22 protein-coding genes and 2 pseudogenes are annotated in these 17,069 nt (G+C 66.1%); 16 read left to right on the top strand and 8 right to left on the bottom strand.

The genetic code is table 11. From position 1 onward, the window contains the following. Window positions 1–559: pseudogene (locus CHC08_RS43075) on the bottom strand (hypothetical protein); the annotation flags it as partial. An 829-nt stretch (window positions 560–1,388) separates the two neighbouring features. On the opposite strand from CHC08_RS43075, the gene CHC08_RS43070 reads away from it, so the two are divergent. After that, a complete protein-coding gene (locus CHC08_RS43070; RefSeq protein ID WP_089213167.1) occupies window positions 1,389–1,727 on the top strand; it encodes an HflX-like GTP-binding protein in 339 nt (112 codons plus the stop codon). Window positions 1,728–1,791: 64 nt separating this feature from the next. Here CHC08_RS43070 and CHC08_RS43065 read toward each other — a convergent pair whose 3' ends face one another. Next, window positions 1,792–2,526, bottom strand: coding sequence for an XRE family transcriptional regulator (locus CHC08_RS43065; protein WP_089213164.1), 735 nt, complete (start codon window positions 2,524–2,526; stop codon window positions 1,792–1,794). Window positions 2,527–2,689: 163 nt separating this feature from the next. Here CHC08_RS43065 and CHC08_RS43060 point away from each other — a divergent pair, with 163 nt between their 5' ends. From CHC08_RS43060 to CHC08_RS43035, 6 genes are all read left to right on the top strand, one after another. Further along, entirely contained in the window at window positions 2,690–3,034 is a 345-nt protein-coding gene (locus CHC08_RS43060) for a hypothetical protein (protein WP_143653605.1), read from the top strand. Next, entirely contained in the window at window positions 3,018–3,512 is a 495-nt protein-coding gene (locus tag CHC08_RS43055; protein WP_245878924.1) for a GntR family transcriptional regulator, read from the top strand. The genes CHC08_RS43060 and CHC08_RS43055 overlap by 17 nt, the downstream gene beginning before the upstream one ends. A gap of 67 nt (window positions 3,513–3,579) precedes the next feature. Then, window positions 3,580–4,137 (top strand): HD domain-containing protein, encoded by a 558-nt coding sequence (locus CHC08_RS43050; protein WP_089213161.1) that lies wholly within the window; start codon window positions 3,580–3,582, stop codon window positions 4,135–4,137. Continuing rightward, window positions 4,137–4,592, top strand: coding sequence for an HIT family protein (locus CHC08_RS43045; protein ID WP_089213160.1), 456 nt, complete (start codon window positions 4,137–4,139; stop codon window positions 4,590–4,592). Before CHC08_RS43050 ends, CHC08_RS43045 begins: the two co-directional genes overlap by 1 nt. Window positions 4,593–4,883: 291 nt before the next feature. Continuing rightward, window positions 4,884–5,378 (top strand): SigE family RNA polymerase sigma factor, encoded by a 495-nt coding sequence (locus tag CHC08_RS43040; RefSeq protein ID WP_089213159.1) that lies wholly within the window; start codon window positions 4,884–4,886, stop codon window positions 5,376–5,378. Next, complete coding sequence (locus CHC08_RS43035; protein WP_089213158.1) at window positions 5,375–6,466, top strand: WD40 repeat domain-containing protein; 1,092 nt, start codon at window positions 5,375–5,377, stop codon at window positions 6,464–6,466. The genes CHC08_RS43040 and CHC08_RS43035 overlap by 4 nt, the downstream gene beginning before the upstream one ends. Window positions 6,467–6,627: 161 nt before the next feature. On the opposite strand, the gene CHC08_RS43030 is transcribed toward CHC08_RS43035, so the two are convergent. Both CHC08_RS43030 and CHC08_RS43025 read right to left on the bottom strand, forming a co-directional pair. Next, complete coding sequence (locus CHC08_RS43030; RefSeq protein ID WP_089213157.1) at window positions 6,628–7,104, bottom strand: NUDIX hydrolase; 477 nt, start codon at window positions 7,102–7,104, stop codon at window positions 6,628–6,630. A 3-nt stretch (window positions 7,105–7,107) separates the two neighbouring features. Then, window positions 7,108–7,848, bottom strand: coding sequence for a helix-turn-helix domain-containing protein (locus tag CHC08_RS43025; RefSeq protein WP_089213156.1), 741 nt, complete (start codon window positions 7,846–7,848; stop codon window positions 7,108–7,110). A gap of 153 nt (window positions 7,849–8,001) precedes the next feature. On the opposite strand from CHC08_RS43025, the gene CHC08_RS43020 reads away from it, so the two are divergent. Both CHC08_RS43020 and CHC08_RS50240 read left to right on the top strand, forming a co-directional pair. After that, on the top strand, window positions 8,002–8,217 hold the full coding sequence (locus tag CHC08_RS43020) for a hypothetical protein (protein WP_089213155.1): 216 nt from the start codon (window positions 8,002–8,004) through the stop codon (window positions 8,215–8,217). Beyond that, a complete protein-coding gene (locus CHC08_RS50240) occupies window positions 8,214–8,390 on the top strand; it encodes a hypothetical protein (protein ID WP_179282547.1) in 177 nt (58 codons plus the stop codon). Before CHC08_RS43020 ends, CHC08_RS50240 begins: the two co-directional genes overlap by 4 nt. Window positions 8,391–8,395: 5 nt before the next feature. Here CHC08_RS50240 and CHC08_RS43015 read toward each other — a convergent pair whose 3' ends face one another. After that, on the bottom strand, window positions 8,396–8,731 hold the full coding sequence (locus CHC08_RS43015) for a winged helix-turn-helix domain-containing protein (protein WP_089213154.1): 336 nt from the start codon (window positions 8,729–8,731) through the stop codon (window positions 8,396–8,398). Between the two features lie 128 nt (window positions 8,732–8,859). Here CHC08_RS43015 and CHC08_RS43010 point away from each other — a divergent pair, with 128 nt between their 5' ends. From CHC08_RS43010 to CHC08_RS42975, 7 genes are all read left to right on the top strand, one after another. Then, the gene (locus CHC08_RS43010) at window positions 8,860–9,213 is read left to right on the top strand and encodes an SCO3933 family regulatory protein (protein ID WP_089213153.1); all 354 of its coding nucleotides are present in this window, start codon (window positions 8,860–8,862) and stop codon (window positions 9,211–9,213) included. Continuing rightward, entirely contained in the window at window positions 9,206–10,558 is a 1,353-nt protein-coding gene (locus CHC08_RS43005) for an FtsK/SpoIIIE domain-containing protein (RefSeq protein ID WP_089213152.1), read from the top strand. Before CHC08_RS43010 ends, CHC08_RS43005 begins: the two co-directional genes overlap by 8 nt. 21 nt (window positions 10,559–10,579) lie before the next feature. Beyond that, window positions 10,580–11,242 (top strand): DUF2637 domain-containing protein, encoded by a 663-nt coding sequence (locus tag CHC08_RS43000; protein ID WP_089213151.1) that lies wholly within the window; start codon window positions 10,580–10,582, stop codon window positions 11,240–11,242. 20 nt (window positions 11,243–11,262) lie between these two features. Next, window positions 11,263–11,610 carry a hypothetical protein gene (locus CHC08_RS42995; protein ID WP_089213150.1) on the top strand — a complete coding sequence of 116 codons (348 nt, stop codon included), beginning with the start codon at window positions 11,263–11,265 and terminating at the stop codon, window positions 11,608–11,610. A gap of 292 nt (window positions 11,611–11,902) precedes the next feature. Continuing rightward, window positions 11,903–13,258 (top strand): replication initiator, encoded by a 1,356-nt coding sequence (locus CHC08_RS42985; RefSeq protein WP_089213148.1) that lies wholly within the window; start codon window positions 11,903–11,905, stop codon window positions 13,256–13,258. After that, a complete protein-coding gene (locus tag CHC08_RS42980) occupies window positions 13,255–13,446 on the top strand; it encodes a helix-turn-helix transcriptional regulator (RefSeq protein WP_089213147.1) in 192 nt (63 codons plus the stop codon). The genes CHC08_RS42985 and CHC08_RS42980 overlap by 4 nt, the downstream gene beginning before the upstream one ends. Continuing rightward, a complete protein-coding gene (locus CHC08_RS42975; protein WP_089213146.1) occupies window positions 13,443–14,807 on the top strand; it encodes a tyrosine-type recombinase/integrase in 1,365 nt (454 codons plus the stop codon). Before CHC08_RS42980 ends, CHC08_RS42975 begins: the two co-directional genes overlap by 4 nt. Window positions 14,808–15,052: 245 nt before the next feature. Here CHC08_RS42975 and CHC08_RS42970 read toward each other — a convergent pair. The 3 genes and pseudogenes from CHC08_RS42970 to CHC08_RS42960 all read right to left on the bottom strand — a co-directional run. Beyond that, window positions 15,053–15,193, bottom strand: a pseudogene (locus tag CHC08_RS42970) (tetratricopeptide repeat protein); the annotation flags it as partial. Window positions 15,194–15,627: 434 nt separating this feature from the next. Beyond that, window positions 15,628–16,260 (bottom strand): sensor domain-containing protein, encoded by a 633-nt coding sequence (locus tag CHC08_RS42965; RefSeq protein WP_143653604.1) that lies wholly within the window; start codon window positions 16,258–16,260, stop codon window positions 15,628–15,630. Between the two features lie 563 nt (window positions 16,261–16,823). Further along, on the bottom strand, window positions 16,824–17,045 hold the full coding sequence (locus CHC08_RS42960) for a hypothetical protein (protein WP_089213143.1): 222 nt from the start codon (window positions 17,043–17,045) through the stop codon (window positions 16,824–16,826). Window positions 17,046–17,069: the final 24 nt, after the last annotated feature.

The following is a 17,069-nucleotide window of genomic DNA, read 5'->3' as shown; positions in this document are numbered from 1 at the left end:
CGCCCGCGAACTCCGTGGCCTCGTCCTGGAACTCGGAGACGGTCCACGTCGTCCCGTCCCAGTGCGTCACGCAGCCGCGCCGGCCATCGTTCGCGGAGGGGTCCTTGCAGATGCCGAACACCCAGATGTGGCCATCGGAGGTGGCAGTGATGTGCCGCGGCTCCACCACCCGCTCGGGCGTCGGCATCTCCTGCCAGCTCGTGCCGTCCCACCGCAACACGATCGAACTCCAGCGGGGCGGCCCGCACGGCTCGTACGGCCCGTCGGGGCGGTTCGGGGTGGGGAACTGTCGCTGTCCGACCGCGTACGCGGTGCCGTCGCGCAGCGCGACTACGCTGGAGAATCCGTCGCTGTAGGGATAGGCGTTGTAGTGAACCAGCCGCACGTCACCTCCGGACGGCAGTGGCGGCGGCGTGGGGGCCAGGGTGGAACCCCGAAAGAGCGAACAGCTGCGTTCCGGCGTGGGCTCGGGCTCGGCGAGGTTCTTACTGTCCGCAGCCGAGCACCCGGTCAGCAGGAGAGCTGCGGCCAGGATCGAGCGCATTGCTCGTGAGACCATGTGAGTAGCGTGCCAGGCCCCGGGCTTCCCATTTTGGTTCCAGGAGAAAAGTAATCAGTCGGTAGCTTTCAGGGTTTCACTGGGGTGGACTTCCTCAGTTGGCGAAACATACTCGTCTCGAAGTCAAAGCGTCCGTACATCGTCGGCCGCGGAATCCCGAACAGGTCGGTGATTTACTGACGGCTTTCTCCCGCGTTCGTACAACCACTGGGTAAGCGCGGCCTGGTCCGGGGTGAATTTGGTCGGCCGCCCGGCGTGGGGGTGGAGCCGTTGCCACGAGCGAGCATCTGCCGACAGGAAGCTGCCCGCCTTCCGGGCGCGGCGGAAACTGGGTGATCTCGAACTCGTTGCCATCGACTGCTCCTGCTCCGCAGGGCAGAGCCCGGCGAGTTGAGGACCCATCGCGGTGATCCTGCTGGTACCGACTGGCCGAGAGGTCGTCCCATCTCAACTGTCCGGCCGCGGAATGGTCGAACTGCAGGCTCGCCTGTCACCGGCCGCCCTGCCAGGGGCGAAGGGCAAGGAGGGGCAGGCCTGAGCGAGTGGGACCAAATGCCCGAGAACATGAATGCGCTTCGCCGAGGTGCGGCCGATCCTCTTCGGCAGGTGGGCAAAATCCACTGTTCAGATCATCGTGGGATTAGACGCTTGGTTGGTGTCCCCCGATCTCCTAGGAATGCCCGGCGTGACAGGCGTGAACGTCGCCCATCCGATCGGTACCGTGTCGATGGTGAAGCCACATCGACGCCTGCGGTGGGGGCATCGTTCTCCGCGGAAGCCTCGGCCGTTGAGAGGGCAGTGGCGTCCCTCATCTGTAGCTTTGGCCGGCATGGATGTCCTCCTCTTCGGGTACATCTCCGCCAAGCAGAAGCAGTACGCCGTGCTCATGGATGAGCTCACTGACGTGGTTACGACCCTTGGCGCTCGTGTGGTGGGACGCCTTGTGCAGCGTCGGGGCGTCTCCGACGGCGGAGTGAAGACGATGGATCGGCCCTACTCGTCCCGCACGTTGGTGAGCGCGGGAAAGGTGCGCGAGATCGCCTCCGTTCGTGCGGAGACCGATGCCGATGTGGTTGTCTTCCTCAATCCGCTGACGGGTCATCAGCAGGACGTGCTCACGGAGACCTTCAACTGTCCAGTGATCAGCTCTGCCGAACTACGGGCGTGATCGGCACGCATTTCGGGCTGGACCTCTGGGCGTCCGGTGAGCGCATCAGAGGGCTCGGCTTCTGTCAGAGTGCGCAGGTCGACGGGTTGGCACTGGTCCAGACACGTTCGAAGCTGTCAAGGTAGGTCGTTGCCGCGCTGCCGTCTTCGGTGCGTGTCATGTAGATGACGGGTGCTTCGGGGGCTCGGGTGCCGTAGGCATGCAGGTTGACCATGAGATCGTCGTCCGCGCGATAGATCGAGTTGTAGAGCACTGTGCGGTGAAGTCGGATCTCGATGCCCTCGACGTTCCGAAGCGGCCGGTAGAGGGTGAGTGCGTTCCTGACCCGGGCGGCCATGACGTCGTCGCCGATGCCTTCCTCGATGCCTCGGGCCGCCACATGCGAGCTGTCAGGATCGCCCAGGATGATGCGCACCCTGACCCCTGCTCGTGCTCGCTTGGCGAGGATGCGCAACAGCCCGGCGTCCTCGGCGAGGAATAAGCCGCTGTAGACCAGGATGCCGATCTCCATGCCCGCGGACTCGAAGAACTTCCTCCAAGTGTCTGCGGGTATGACCCAGCGGTGTGGATAGACCGCCTTGATCTGACCAGAAATGCCTCGCCGGCTTCGGATCTCCTCAGGCCACAGGTCGCTCTCGTCGGCCTGGAGAAGATCAGCAACCGCTAGCCGATGACGAGGATGCGGGATGCGGCCGCTGATCCAACGGGAGACGGTCTTGGGATCCACCGCTAGGCGAGCCGCGATGTCTACGGGTTGCAATCGTGCCCGGATCAGCGCGTGACGAAGGTTCTCGTTCATGGGGGCGCACCTTCCGCAGGAGGGCCAGTGCTGCGACGCTAACACAAGACGTCCCTAGACGTCCCTAACTTGCGGTGCTGGATTTACACCTGGAAAGCGAAGCTGATTGGCATGGAGCCCGGGCTGTGGGCTCCGCCCTCCACATCCGATGGGAGTCCTCTTCATGGCCACCGTGAAAGAGAGCCAGCGTGCCTATCAGGTCGAACTGCTCACAGCACTACGAAACGAGCTCATCAATCGGGAGATCATCGCGGTCCTGATCACTGATCAGAAAGAGCGTCCGTGCCTGGACGTCACCGACAGTGCGTTCCGTAGCCGCCGCGTCTACGTCCACCTGGCGTTCCTGTGGTTCTACTGGGGCGATCAGCGCGACGAGCGGGTCTCCTGTCTGCGCCTGTTCCCCGCGGCTGACGTGCTCGCCGAAGCGGTTCGGGCCGGCTGGCACGAGGGGGAGCAGGGAGAGCTCGGCCTTGACTTCAGCAAGATCGTCGATGCCTACCGTTCCTGACGCGATGTCCACGGGGGAGTGCTGGTGGCTGACCGGCGCTCTGATCTATCCACAGCTCGCCAACCGGATCCGCGCTCAGATCGCTGCAGGTGACTATCCGGCGGGCAGCCTCCTGCCGTCTGAGTCGGCCCTGGTTCAGCGGTTCCACGTGGCCAGAACGACCGTACGTCGGAGCCTGGCTGTTCTGGAGGATGAGGGGCTGATCGTCACGTTGCCCGGCAAGGGGCGCGTGGTGAAGAGCGCCGACGCGCAGATCCAAAGGTCATACCGCTATCAGGAGATCGCGGTCATCCTTCGTCGGCAGATCCAAACCGGATCCTTCGCCGTTGGAACCCTGTTGCCCAGTGAGCAGGTGCTACGGCGACAGCATGGTGCCTCGCGTAACACGGTCCGCCACGCTTTGGCGGAGTTGGAACGCGAGGGATTGATCGCGACGGAACATGGAAGAGGCCGGTTCGTCCGTCCCCTTCCTGATTGAGACGTCTTAGGACGTCTCGTCCGCGACTCTGGATTCGCCTCAGGGGTCGGCGTCTATCGTGAGACGCATGGGACAAGCTGAGTGGGCGCGTGACCTGGCTAAACGACTCCTGGAAGAGCCATTGCCGCGCCGGTGGGCGCACTCGCAGGGGGTGGCCGCGCAGGCCGAATCGTTGGCGCCGATCCTTGGACCGGAGGCAGACTTACTGATCGCCTCGGCCTGGCTGCATGACATCGGCTATACGCCCGATCTCATCGACACCGGGTTCCACCCGCTCGACGGCGCGCGCTACCTGCGTGACGTCCACGCCGCGGACGAAATGCTCTGCCGCCTGGTGGCCCATCACTCGTGCGCGGTCTACGAGGCGACCGAACGCGGTCTGATCGACGTGCTGAACGCCGAGTTTGACCAGGAGCGCCCCGAACTGGTCGAAGCATTGACCTACTGCGACATGACCACCAGCCCGGACGGCATCCCCCTCGACGTCACTGACCGGCTGGCCGAGATCCACTCCCGCTACGGCCCCGAGCACCTCGTCAGTCGGTCGATCCGCAACGCCACCCCGTGTATCACCTCGGCCGTGCGCGCCGTACAGGCCGCTTTCGGACAGAGCCGGACGGTGTGATGACCTCCCCTAGCTGCTATCCCTGCGATCGAGAAGCGGAGTTCGACGCCCTGCCGCCGCGGGAGAGGATCGCGTTCGACGATCACTGGCGTGTGGCCCATGCGATCGGTACGACGTTGCCGGGATGGTTGGTGCTCCTTCCTCGGCGTCATGTCACCACCATCGCGGATCTGACCAACGCCGAGGCATCCGCTCTCGGTCTCTGGCAGGTCCGGTTATCGCGGGCGCTTCGGGATATGACCGGCTGCTTGAAGACGTACGTGGTCCAGTTTGCCGAAGCGGAAGGCTTCAGCCACGTGCATTTCCACGTCGTACCGCGTATGCCCGACCTGCCGGAGGAGCTCCGAGGACCCAGGGTGTTCGGCCTTCTCGGACGAACCGCAACTGACAGCGTCCAACCTGATCAAATGGACGAGACGGCCCTCACACTCGGCAGCCTTCTCCAGCACCAATAAGCATCAGATTGGGCCCTTGCCGTATCGGTCCCCGGATCTCACCCGATGTGCGGCTGGCTTCTTCGCTTTGCTGGTGATCGGTGACAAGAGTCCAGTGCGGCTGCCCTGTTGCTTCTGTGGGCGGTATGTAGCGGCGCGTGGTGTCGAGCGTCACGACGGAAGAGTTCGGCGAGCTGGGTGGCGCTCCTTTGCGCCTGTGCAAGCTCCTGACCGATGCCTGGTCCCGCCGCGTTACCCGACCGATACGCTGACGTTCCAACCTGGAACCCTTCGGCAGAGTTGTTCTGATACATGGACCGTTACGAGGGGTTCCATGAGTTCGTACGCGCTCGTCAGCAATCGCTGATGCGGACGGCGTACCTGCTCACCGGGAACGCCCATCTCGCCGAGGACCTGCTGCAGACGGTCCTCACCCGTGTCGCCGCGCACTGGGCCAAGCTCGCCGACGGCGGTAACCCCGAGGCGTACGCCCGCAAAGCCCTGGTGAACCAGACCATCTCGTGGCGCCGGCGCAAGCAGGTCGAGCTGCCCGGAGCCGAACTGCCCGAGCGGGCCGAGTCCGGGCAGTTGCATGACGAGGCGACCGTGCGCCGCATCGCCCTGCACCACGCGCTGGCCCAGCTCACGCCGAAGCAGCGGGCCGTGATTGTGCTGCGCTTCTACGAGGATCGCACCGAGCACGAGACCGCGCAGCTCATGGGCGTCTCAATTGGCACCGTCAAGAGCCAGACCAACTACGCGCTGTCTAAACTGCGCGCGCTCGCCCCTCAGGAGGTGTATCGATGAAAACGCTACGTGAGGATCTGCGGACGCTGGCCGAGCAGGCGCCCACCGTCGATCTGGCGGCTCGGGCGGTTCAGGGCGCCCGCAGAAGGCGAGTGAACCGCCTGGTCGTGGCCACGGCCGCCGCGCTGTGCGTGATCTCCGGTGGCGGCGTCGCGCTGCTCCAGCAGATATCCCCCGCACCCCAAATCCTGCTCACGCCTCCGGAGACCACAGTGCTCCCACTGCCAGGAAAGGGAATTGGACCGGTCGAGCAGGCATACCGGCCCCGGTGCCGAAGCAACGGCGGGCCGTGCGCCGAGGGCGTCTGGCGGATCGTGACGCGTGAAGGCGACACCTACGAGCTGGCCGAGGCGGCAACGGGGCCGCTGGCAGTCACAGCGGACGGCCGCAGGATCGCGTACTACAGCTCGAAGCAGCGCGGGATCGTGGTACGCGACCTGGCGAGCGGCAGGATGTGGAAGGCACCACTGAAACAGCCCGAAGAGGACTTTGCGGTCGAGTACACGCTGCGACTGTCGCCCAGCGGGCTACGGTTCGTCGTGTCGGGGTGGGGCGGGCGTCGAGAGCCGAACAAGCTGGTGGACGTGGAGCGCAAGACCGTGACCGACCTCGCCGCGGGATGGTGGCCGGTGAGCGTGTCGGACGGGTCCGGACCCGTCGTGCTGGCCAAGCCGTATGACATGACCAGCCAAGTGTGGGTGCTCGGCCACGATCCGATCACCATCCAGGACTTCACGTACTACTACAGCGCCCTCGCACCCGACGGGCGGACGCTCGTTCGGCTGGGGCAGACCGTCGATCGGAATCGAAAGCCGATGGTGCGGCAGGACGGCTCGATCGTCATCTTCGACGCGATTCGTGGCGGCAGGGAGACCCGTATTCCGATATCCGGCCTTCCGGAAGGGCTCGCTCCTTCGTTGCTCGGGAGCTGGCTGAACGACACGGAACTGACCGTGCTCGCCGTACCTCAGGAGCCGAACGGGCCGGCGTCGGTGGTGTACGCGGTGGACGTGCGGACGGGCGAGAGCAGGGAGCTGTTCGCGCTGCGTGACGATGACCCGTTCGTGGTGCCGGGACTCATCCGCTGACCGCGGCCGTAATGCGCTGACCCCGGCGGCGCGGAAGCCACGCTCAGCCATGACTCTCATGGGCTGCGCGATTAACGGTGTGGAGAAGATCGAGTCAGAAATAGCTGGGGGCGTCGGGGGCGCTCATGGGGCATACCGTACGGCAATGTGATCAAGCTGATTCAGCCGATGTACGGCACTGCCCGGTCGGCCAGGTGATGGCCGATCCGAAGACGCATTGACCGATCCATCGTCAGCGTCTCGACCTCCTCGCGCGGCACCCACCGCACTTCGCGGGACTCGTCGCTTGGTGTCGGCTCGCCCTCGACGGCTCGGGCGGTGAGCACGATGGAGAACTCCTGGCGGGCCTCGTCGTTGGAGGTGTAGAGGATGATGTGCCGGGGATCGGTGTAGGTGCCGACGAGTCCGGTGATCTCGCACCGGATCCCGGTCTCCTCCAATGTCTCTCGGATCGCCGCTTGAGGTAAGGACTCGCCGAGGTCGATCGCGCCGCCGGGGACGGCCCAGTTGTCGTTGTCGGAGCGGCGGATCATCAGGATGTCTCCGGCGTCGTTGGTGACCACGACGTTCACGGAAGGGACGAGGCTGTTGGGCGTGGGCGCCTGGGGGTCGTCGTAGAAGTCGAGTCGGCGGGCCATGGCTCAGGACTCTACCGGTGTGGCGTTGGCCCAGACGGCCTCGAAACTGTCGACGTAGGTCGACACCATGCCTCCGCCCAGCACCTTCCGCAGATGCATGACCGGCGCATCGGCCGCGGGCGTGCCGTACACGTGCATGTTGGCAAGAAGCTGATCGTCTGCGCGGTAGACGGAGTTGTAGAGGATGGTGCGGTGGAGTCGGACCTCCACACCTTCGAGTCGTCGCAATGGCTGATACAGCACGAGCGACAACCTGACCTGCGCTGCCATGCCGTCGCCGATGCCCTCGTCCGCGCCGCGCCGGGCGACCTCGGGTGAGTCGGGATCTCCAAGCAGGATGCGCACGCGCGCGCCTGCCTTCGCTTTTTCGGCGAACAGACGCATGATGCCGGTGTCCTGGGCGAGGAAGGTGCCGCTGTAGACCAGTACGCCGATCTCTCGCTGAGCGCCTAAGAACAGACGTCCCCAGGCGTCCCGGGGTACGGCCCAGCGGTGCGGATAGATGGTGACGATCTCACTCTCGGAGACGGCCGCGGCCTGCTGGGGCGTCAGTGCGTCCGGCCAGAGGTAGGTCTCCTCCGCGCCGAGAAACGAAGCCACAGCAAAACGATGCTTTCGATAGGGCGTGCGGCCCTGAGTGATCCACCGCTCCACCGTCTTGGCGTCCACCTGGATGGTCTCGGCCAGTTCCGCCACGGTGGCCCCGCGTTCGAGAAGGGCCGCGCGTAACCGCTCGTTCGCCATCTCACCTGCCCGTAGAGGGGACGTCCAGGGACGTGGCAATCGTAGACCGGACGTCCTGAACATGTCCCGTCCTGTAGTGATCTCGTCCCGCCTCTCTGGCGCACTCTCGGTATCGCAAGGCACCACCAGCAGCGACCGAGAGGAGAGACAACAATGATCAACTACATCCAGTCGATCGACGAGACCCCCGCCTGCGAGTGCGGCGCGGCCTTGGAGGAGGGACACCTCCTCTGCCGCAAGTGCCGGGCGCGGGACCGCTGGATGCGGCGGCACGGGGCCAGGCGCAAGGCCACCAGGCGGCCTGGGGAGAGCCGGCGGCCGGCCAACCGTCCGCGCGGCATCGTCGAGGCGGGGGTGAGCTGGACGTGACCGCGATCCCGCTGATCATCGGCCTCGTGCTCGGCGCGACCGTACTCGTCGGCTACGTCCTCGTCCTGGTCGGGATGCGCCAGGAGGACCGGCGGATGCGCTTGTCCGATGTTCCCCCGAGTCGCGCGGCGGGCCTGGCCCGGCGGGTCACCGGCTGCTACGCCCGGGGATGACTGTGCTACTCGCGGTCGGCCAACGTCGACTCGACCCGGGCGAGCCGTTCCGACAGGTCCCGCAGTGTGGCGCGGATCTCGGTGAGCTCATTAGAGGCCGGAGGGGCCGGCGCGGCATCGTCGCGGACGAAGACACCCTTGCCCTGCTGTCCGATCACCAGCCCTTCGTTCCGTAGGACTCCGACCGCGAGCTTCACCACACTCAGCGAGGCGTCGTACGTAGCGGCCAACTGCGTCGTGGAGGGCAACGGATTGCCGGGCGCGAGGGAACCACGCCGGATCTGGTCGCGTAGGTCGTCGGCGATCTGCAGGTAGCCGGGTCGCCCCGTGTTCTTGACCATCCATCCCTCTTCTGTCGCCTGTGCCCCTAGTTCAGCACAGACACGCGACCAAGCCAACCACGAGAACATTGACAACCATGCCAACTAGGTTAACTATGTTGAGCGAGACGAAAGAAGGAGGTCCACCCATGCGCACCATCCCGATCCCGGTCGACACCCACCGGCTCCGCTTCACCTGCGTCAAGGCCGCTCGCCCCCGCGTCATCGACCAGGACAGCGGAAAGATCAAGACCGACAAGGACGGCAACAAGGTCTACGAGTCCGTCCTGCTCGCCGAAGACGACTTCGGCCGGATCGAACTGGTCAAGGTCGGAACCTCCGGAGAGCCACCGATCGCTCCCGGTCAGAACGTAGTGCCGACCGGCATGGTCGGCTACGTCTGGGAGATCCCGCAGAACGGCGCCTCCCGGTGGGGCATCAGCTACAAGGCGTCCTCGATCGTCCCCGTCTCCGGTGTACCAGGGGGAGGCGACCTTGCCTGACTCCCTGCGGCTGCTGCTCATCGTCCTGGCCTGCGTGGCGGTCGCCCTCTACACCTGGCGGCGCTTGCATCACCGGTCCTTCTGGCTGGTGGTCGGCTACCCGCTCACCGCGATCAGTGTCCGGGCCGGCTGGCGCAAGGTCGCCCTCGGCTGCGGCCTGACCAAGAAGAGAGCGCGCTGGGCATTCACCCTCACACCCGGCGCGGTCGTCTCCACCGGCACCGTGAAGGTACGGCGGCGCTTTCGCCGGGTCGCGGTCGACACCAAGCCGTGGATGTGGCTGCCCATGCCGACCCGGCACGGCTGGCGCGTCACCCTCCACCTGCTGGAGGGGCAGATCCCCGACGACTACAGCCAAGCCGCCGAACGCCTCGCGCACTCCTGGGGCGTGCACGCCGTCCGGGTGTCGTCCCCTCGTCCCGGACGAGTCGTCCTGGCCGCCACCATCCGAGATCCGCTCGTCCGGGTCGATCGGCTCCCGCCGTCCGACGAGCTGCTCAAGGTGACCGTGGGCCGTCTGGAGACGGGCAAGCCCTGGGTGATCGACTTCCGGACCGTCCCGCACTGGCTCAACGCCGGAGCGACGCAGTCCGGCAAGTCCAACCTCGCCAACGCTCTGATCGTCGGGCTGGCTCCGCAACCGGTCGCGCTGGTCGGCTTCGACCTCAAGGGCGGGGTGGAGTTCACTCCGTACAGCTGTCGCTTATCGGCGCTGGCCACCACCCGCGCCGAGTCGGTCGGCCTGCTCGACGACCTGGTGGCACTCATGCTGGCTCGGATGGGCCTGTGTCGTACGGCAGGCGCCCGCAACCTCTGGCAGCTTCCTCCGGCGGTCCGCCCGGTGCCGGTCGTGGTCCTGGTCGACGAGTTGGCCGAGCTGTACCTGATGGCCGACAAGTCCGAGAAAGACGAGATCGCCAAGACCTCGACGGCGCTCCTGCGGGTCGCCCAACTCGGACGGGCCTTCGGGATCTACCTGTTCTGCTGCGGCCAGCGGATCGGCTCCGACCTCGGCCCCGGCGTCACCGCCCTGCGCGCCCAATGCTCGGGACGGATCTGCCACCGGGTCAACGATCCCGAGACCGCGACCATGACCCTCGGCGACCTCGATCCCGCGGCCCTCGTCTCCGCCCGTGCCATCGCCTCCGAGACACCCGGCGTCGCGATCGTGGCCTCCCAGGACGGCCAGTGGTACCGGGCACGCTCCTTCCACGTCTCCGAGCAGGCCGCCGAACACTCCGCCCGGATGTACGCCGACCTCGCCCAGCACTGGAACGAGATCACCGCAGGCGTCCACACGAACGAGATGAACGACAGCGACCTGACCGAACTCCTCAACGCCTGACCTGCTGAAAGGGGGAACACGATGCGACGCCTTGCCTGCTGGCTGCTCGACTCCGGGCCGATCCTGGTCCTGGCCGCCATCGCGGGTGCCGGATCGTTCACCCACATCCGCGACACGGCCACCGAGCACGGACAGTCCGGCTGGATGGCCTGGGCCATCGCCGTATGCGTCGACCTCACCTGCGTCATGGCCGCCCGCGAACGCCAGCGCGACAAGAAGACCGGCCGCGTCCGGGACGGCTGGATCTCCTGGCCGACCCTCGTCCTCGTCGCCGGAATCGTCTTGTCCCTGGCCGCCAACCTCAACCAGGCCGGCCCCACCGCATGGGGCTGGATCACCGCCGCGACCCCGGCCGGCGCCTTCCTGATCGCGGTCTCCATGCTGGAGCGCCGCGCCTCGCCTCCTCGTCCTGAACCGTCCCCGGCCTCGTCCTCGGTCCCCAGCACCGCACCGGAGATCGCCGCTGAACCGGCCGAAGCTCCCACGCTCGTCCCCACCGGCGAGGACCGGCCGGACGGGCCGTCCTCCGAGCTCGTCGACTACGCCCGCCGCGTGGCCGACGAATACCGGGCCGCTCACGGCAAACCGATCAACCGCGACACTTTGCGCGCCCGGCTGGGCGTGTCCAACCAGCTCGCCTCCGACCTGCTCCGCACCCTGCGGAGCGTCCCGGAAACCGCCTGACGAGAAAGGAGAACACCGCGATGACCGACACCAACCACCGAACCGCCATGGTCAAGGGTCTCCATGACCTGGCCGCCTTCCTGGAGGCCAACCCGAAGGTTCCCGTTCCCCGCCACGGGGTGACCATCCTGTACTTCCCCAAGAGGGACACCGACGCCGAGATGATCATCGAGGTCGACCGGATCGCCACTCTCCTCGGCACCGTGACTGACCCTGACGACCTCGTCCATGGCCACTACAAAGCGTGTCTGGCCTTCGGCCCGGTGAGCTATGAGGCACTCGCCATCCTGGCCGCCCGGCGGGCGCAGCACGAAGCCGACGTCAGTTACTCCGGCTGCGTCGTCCCGGACACCACCAATGCCCTCTGACACCCACCAAGAGGCGATCCCCTCCCGCGATGACACGCAGGAGGTGCCTCCGCCGATTTCGCCCCAGAAGTGGCGCTGCTGCCACTGCGGCGGCGGTGGTCTCGACTCCTACGGCGACACCTGCCGCCACTGCGACGGCCTCGGCTTCTGCTGAAGGTCGTCGGCGCCCCCGGCCTGGCCGTACATCCGCCAAGACATCTGCCAGGTCGGGGGCCATCCCCTCTCACCCAACGAGTGAAAGGAGGTTCCCATCTTGCCTGCATCTGTTGCCAGCGCGCACGCGATCACGGGCATGATCACCCGCCTGCACGACCCGAACTACTCCCGATGGGCCGCTCAGATCCGCGCTACCGGCGGCTGCCGCCAGCCGATCCACCTGCGTGGCCGCGTCGACCACATCGACCGGGCCACCGGCGAACTGCTTCACCGCTACAGCACCCGCACCGAACCCGACAGGATCCTTCGTCTCCCCTGCAAGACCCGCCGTGCGTCTCGCTGCCCGACCTGCGCCGAGGTCTACCGGGCTGATACCTACCAGCTGATTCGCGCGGGCCTGACCGGTGGCAAGGGCGTCCCCGCCTCGGTGACCGGCCATCCATGCCTGTTCGCCACCCTGACCGCCCCGTCCTTCGGCGCCGTCCACACCCGGCGGGAAAAGCACGGCAAGACTCTGCCCTGCCATGCCCGGCGCGACGCCGCCACCTGCCCGCACGGGCGCGTCATGTCCTGCATCGCCCGGCACGGCTCCGACGAGACGTGCCTTGGTGAGCCGCTGTGTGCGGACTGCTATGACTACGCCGGGAGCGTGCTGTTCAATGCTCTGGCCCCGCAGCTGTGGCGGTACTTCACCGACGCCCTGCGCCGCCGCGTCGCCAAATCCTCCGGTCTGACGTTGCGGGAGTTGCGCAACCAGCTGACGATTTCCTTCGCCAAGGTCGCCGAATACCAGCGCCGCGGCGTCGTCCACTTCCACGCCGTCATCCGCCTCGACGGCCCCGACGGACCTACCTCGCCGCCTCCGGCCTGGGCGACGGCCGACCTGCTGGCCGACGCCGTACGGTATGCCGCTTCCGCCGTGTCCGCGGTTGTCCCCGCTCTCGCTGACGAACCTGCCCGTGTGCTGCGCTGGGGTACCCAGGTCGATACTCGGCCGATCACCATGAACGGTGAACTGTCTGACCAGGCGGTGGCCGGCTACATCGCCAAGTACGCCACCAAAGCCGCCGAATGCGTCGGCACCCTGGATCGGCGCATCAGCCCCCTCGATGACCTGGGCGCCCTGCCGCTGCGCGAGCACGCCCGGCGGCTCATCGCCGAATGCTTCCGCCTCGGCGCCCTCGACGAGCTGGCCGACCTGCGGCTGATCCAGTGGGCGCACGTTCTGGGGTTTGGCGGCCACTTTTCCACCCGCTCCCGCCACTACTCCACCACCCTTGGCGCCATCCGGGTCGAGCGCGCCGACTACGTCCGCGATGAGCAGATCACCACGGGTCGGCTGCCCCTTTTCGACGAGGACACCGTCGTCGTCATCGCCCAATGGGAGTACGTCGGAAAGGGCTACTCACTCGGAGACGCGCTCCTCGCCGCCGCGCTGACCGGCACGGCCTTACCCGCCTCGCAGACGAGTAGAGGAGGTGATGCCCGATGACCCGGCGCGATGAGCTGCTGACCGTTCCTCAGGTCCTCGACGAACTGGGCGGCGTTTCCCGTCGTACCTTCTACCGCTGGCGCGAACTTGGTCGTGCACCCGTCTGCGTTCGGCTCCCGAACGATGAGCTGCGCATCTGGCGCAGTGACCTCGTGGCGTGGCTCGCCTCTCATCGGGAGGCAGCGTGAACACCACCTATGACGTGAAGTTTGGCGAGATTCAGCAGCGGCCAGACCGCAAGACGGCGGCCTTCATCGTGCGCTGGACGGTGGCTCGCAGGCCCAAGTCCAAGAGCTTCCGGACCAAGGGGCTGGCCTCCAGCTTCCTGTCCGACCTACGGCAGGCGGCCAGGCTGGGGGAGGCGTTCGATGTCGCTACCGGGTTGCCCGCGTCGATGCTCGCGCCGGAATCTTCGGGGCCTTCGTTCCTGGAATTCGCGCAGTCCTACGTCCTCGGCCGTTGGCGCAGTTCGGCAGCCAGGACCCGCGAGACGGACGCTTATGCGTTGCTGTCGCTCATCCCCGCCTTGGCAGCCGAGGTGCCGGGCCGTCCCGATGCCATGATCTTGCGGGAAGCACTCCGCGCTCATGCCCTTCTCCCCGCGGACCGGCGGGCCGACCTGGGCAGCGTGCAAGCCGTGGCTCTGCATTGGGCGGAGAAGGCCTCTCTTCCCCTGTCGGCTCTCGGAGAGGCACGCGTGCTCCGGATGGCCCTCGACGCCATCTCGGTCACCTTCGCGGGCAAGGAAGCGGGGGCCAACACGGTACGTCGCAAGCGGGCGATCCTTCACCACCTCTTGGAGCAGGCGGTGGAGCAGAAAGTGTTCACGAGTAATCCGCTGAATGAGATCAAGTGGGCTCCGCCCAGGGCCGTCACGGTCGTCGATCCCCGTACGGTGGTCAATCCCGCCCAGGCCAAGAAGCTCCTGGACGCTGTGCCCAAGGTCGGTCGCAAGCGCGGACCTCGGCTCAAGGCGCTGTTCGCCTGCGTCTACTACGCGGCGCTGCGTCCGGAAGAGGCGGCCGATCTGCGCCTGAACGACTGCACCTTGCCCAGATCGGGGTGGGGTCAGATCATCCTGGAACGCGCCCGACCGCAGGCGACCAAGCGATGGACCAACTCGGGGGAGACCCATGAGTCGCGCAGTCTCAAGCACCGGGCGCACAAGGAGACACGAGAGATTCCAATTCCGCCCGTTCTCGTGGCCATCCTTCGCGAGCACATCGAGACCTACGGCACGGCGAAGGACGGCAGGCTGTTCCGCACGGCCAGTGATGGGTCCTACTCCAGCTCGGCACACTCCTACGTCTGGCAGGAGGCGCGGAAACTCGCCCTGACCCCGGCTCAGGTGGAGTCGTCGTTGGCTGCCCGGCCGTACGACCTGCGCCATGCGGCCGTGTCGCTCTGGCTGAACGCGGGCGTGCCGGCTACCGAGGTGGCCAAGCGCGCCGGTCACAGCGTGGACGTTCTGCTCCGGGTCTACGCCAAGTGCCTAGACGGCCAGCAGGACCACATCAACGGAAAGATCAACAGCGCTCTCGACGAGTGACCTGCCATCGTCCGCTCCTTGGCCCCGGTCTCGTACCGGGGTCTTTCTCATGTCCGCAGGATCGCCAGAGCATCGGTGACATCGGTGACGACGTGGTCGCCCTGGTGCTCGGAGGCGGGCCACGTGCAGCGATTGTTCCGTTAACTACACCTCTGATCTCTGTGAGTTCCTGGCCGTAGTATTCAGTGAGTGCTTGATGATCCCGAACAGGAACGCCTGCGCTTGAAGCTGATCACCGCCAGCGTTCATGAAACTGATTCCTGATAGATGAAGGCGAGGTTGTTGCGGCTGGTCAGAGTGTCAGGGTGCTCAGCACCCAGCACCCGCTCCCGCTCAGCCAGCGTCACCTCGGACAAGGTGATCGCCTCCGGCACCCGACCTGCCTCCTGATAAGCGACCGTCTCGTCATAGAAGAATCATCAACCACACCAAAAGATCGCGAAAGGTGGGCAGTCGAACACGTAAGCACCGACGCTTTCGCCGCTACCCCGAGCCCTGTCCCGCGCTCTCGACCAGCGTCACCAACGCCTCTCCGGTGGCGGGCGCCGAAGGCGTCCGGCGTTGATCGCTCCGGCCCTGGACGGCGGGAGGCGAAGTGAGCGATCGTCCCACCTTCGGCCCGGAACGACGCCAGGTGCTCGAACCCGGGCAGTACAGCGGGCAGCTGCAGGCGCTCCGGTTCGCCGAGCGGGCCTGGCGGAGCTTTGATCACGGCAGGCGCGTGGCACTGTCACGGGCAGACCCATCCGTTTTCCAGTCCGCCAATCTCGGGCGTATACCGGCTGAACCTCGTCCCCGGCTGAGAAGAAGCGATCACCTCTCACCGGCACACCCTGGGAAGGTCGCATACCTTCTTCGCCATCTTCTTCGCCTGAGCGGTGAGCTTCTTGCCCGCTCCCGGACCGTTGCCGATGTCGGCGTAGATGAATAGGGCGGTGCCTCGGCGGACGACGACCCGCATCTCGCCGGGGTCACGTTCACGCTTCCCCTTGTTGTAGAAGTACCCGGTGACGGACAGGGCCTCGTCGCCGACGCGCAACGGCTTGCTGGCATGGCGGAGGAACCTGATGCGCTGTCCTGTCGCTTGCTTCGCGCACTTGGTCAGGTCCGCCCGAAGCTTACGAAAAGCGGCCTGGGCGGACTTGGTGTTTCCGTACAGGACGAGCTGTTCGGCGCTACCGGAGGGAGCGCTGTTCGAGTACGAGATGGTGCGCATCGCGACGCGGCCGTCGTGGGGCTTCTTCTTGGTGCGACAGGGATTGAGAGCAAGCTGCCGAGACAGACTGTTGCTGATCTCCCACCACTCCTCGCCCTCCATGATCGGTCCCGCGCTCGCCGCGCGCTCGGTCAGCAGGAACCCCTTGGGTATCTCGGCGGTACTCGCACGGGCCACGCCCGTTCCTGCCAGAACCGAGCCGATCACCAACGCCACAGCCAACGCCTGCTTGATCATGAACCATTATGTGCGAACTTCGCGAAAAGGTGACAAGCCAGGAGTTCCGCAGAGTCTGGAGATGTCGGCCGAGGCTCCGCTCCGACCTCCCCCTCCCCCGCTTCGCGGCGCATTCATCTGGTCGGCCTCATCACGGCGAAGATCCACGGGACACGCCTTAAATGCCGTGGCCGGGAAGGTTCACTGGGTTGCTGGGGTGACTTTGCGCTTCAACTGGCCGATTAGCGCGCGAGTCGGCCAAGTGCGCATGTGCGGTTCGGGGATCAACCGCAGCGGTCATACGGATGGGGGGCTGCACCCACCGATCGGTGGTAGAGGCCTCGTGTAGATGCTCGCCAGCGGGCCGCTGTGAGCATCCGAAGCGTCCGGCAGGGAAAAGACGAGGGACACGTCAACATCGGTGCGGATGGCAACTTGATCGTCAAAGGTCAAGGTGTCATCGGGCCGCCAAGCGCATCGGTGTGCTGCAAGGCAGCTAATCACCATGTCGTAGGTGATGGCGTCAATCACCCCTGGGTCCTTCGCGTGGATGAGACCAAAGGCATCGAACCTGCCCTCCCCATCTACTGAGTCAAGCCAAGGAGGAGCAGTCGCTCCTCGCGTATCCATAGTTCGAGGCTTCCGTCCTTGAAGCCAACCGAGCCCGCACCTGCTGGAGGCGACTGGGTTAGGCCGGTCCCTCCGCCGAAGAGACGACCCACCTCAGCGGCCGGCATGCCGAGTCGGAGGGTGCCGATCTGCCCTGTTACGGCGAAATCGACGATCGAGTCAAGAATCGTCTCCATGACGGAGGACGCTATCAGCGCAGG

The sequence above is a fragment of the Streptosporangium subroseum genome (assembly GCF_900188345.1).
GTDB lineage: Bacteria > Actinomycetota > Actinomycetes > Streptosporangiales > Streptosporangiaceae > Streptosporangium > Streptosporangium subroseum.
This window is presented reverse-complemented; position numbering and strand designations above follow the sequence as displayed.

Excerpts from the sequence above, each read along its gene's own strand:
- CHC08_RS43020 (WP_089213155.1), top strand. The coding sequence starts at position 8,002 with ATGATCAACTACATCCAGTCGATCGACGAGACCCCCGCCTGCGAGTGC.
- CHC08_RS42965 (WP_143653604.1), bottom strand. The coding sequence starts at position 16,260 with ATGATCAAGCAGGCGTTGGCTGTGGCGTTGGTGATCGGCTCGGTTCTG.
- CHC08_RS42960 (WP_089213143.1), bottom strand. The coding sequence starts at position 17,045 with ATGGAGACGATTCTTGACTCGATCGTCGATTTCGCCGTAACAGGGCAG.
- CHC08_RS42980 (WP_089213147.1), top strand. The coding sequence starts at position 13,255 with ATGACCCGGCGCGATGAGCTGCTGACCGTTCCTCAGGTCCTCGACGAA.
- CHC08_RS42995 (WP_089213150.1), top strand. The coding sequence starts at position 11,263 with ATGACCGACACCAACCACCGAACCGCCATGGTCAAGGGTCTCCATGAC.
- CHC08_RS43065 (WP_089213164.1), bottom strand. The coding sequence starts at position 2,526 with ATGAACGAGAACCTTCGTCACGCGCTGATCCGGGCACGATTGCAACCC.
- CHC08_RS43025 (WP_089213156.1), bottom strand. The coding sequence starts at position 7,848 with ATGGCGAACGAGCGGTTACGCGCGGCCCTTCTCGAACGCGGGGCCACC.
- CHC08_RS43055 (WP_245878924.1), top strand. The coding sequence starts at position 3,018 with ATGCCTACCGTTCCTGACGCGATGTCCACGGGGGAGTGCTGGTGGCTG.
- CHC08_RS43040 (WP_089213159.1), top strand. The coding sequence starts at position 4,884 with ATGGACCGTTACGAGGGGTTCCATGAGTTCGTACGCGCTCGTCAGCAA.
- CHC08_RS43045 (WP_089213160.1), top strand. The coding sequence starts at position 4,137 with ATGACCTCCCCTAGCTGCTATCCCTGCGATCGAGAAGCGGAGTTCGAC.
- CHC08_RS43000 (WP_089213151.1), top strand. The coding sequence starts at position 10,580 with ATGCGACGCCTTGCCTGCTGGCTGCTCGACTCCGGGCCGATCCTGGTC.
- CHC08_RS42985 (WP_089213148.1), top strand. The coding sequence starts at position 11,903 with ATGATCACCCGCCTGCACGACCCGAACTACTCCCGATGGGCCGCTCAG.
- CHC08_RS43030 (WP_089213157.1), bottom strand. The coding sequence starts at position 7,104 with ATGGCCCGCCGACTCGACTTCTACGACGACCCCCAGGCGCCCACGCCC.
- CHC08_RS43070 (WP_089213167.1), top strand. The coding sequence starts at position 1,389 with ATGGATGTCCTCCTCTTCGGGTACATCTCCGCCAAGCAGAAGCAGTAC.
- CHC08_RS43060 (WP_143653605.1), top strand. The coding sequence starts at position 2,690 with ATGGCCACCGTGAAAGAGAGCCAGCGTGCCTATCAGGTCGAACTGCTC.
- CHC08_RS43010 (WP_089213153.1), top strand. The coding sequence starts at position 8,860 with ATGCGCACCATCCCGATCCCGGTCGACACCCACCGGCTCCGCTTCACC.
- CHC08_RS43015 (WP_089213154.1), bottom strand. The coding sequence starts at position 8,731 with ATGGTCAAGAACACGGGGCGACCCGGCTACCTGCAGATCGCCGACGAC.
- CHC08_RS43050 (WP_089213161.1), top strand. The coding sequence starts at position 3,580 with ATGGGACAAGCTGAGTGGGCGCGTGACCTGGCTAAACGACTCCTGGAA.
- CHC08_RS43035 (WP_089213158.1), top strand. The coding sequence starts at position 5,375 with ATGAAAACGCTACGTGAGGATCTGCGGACGCTGGCCGAGCAGGCGCCC.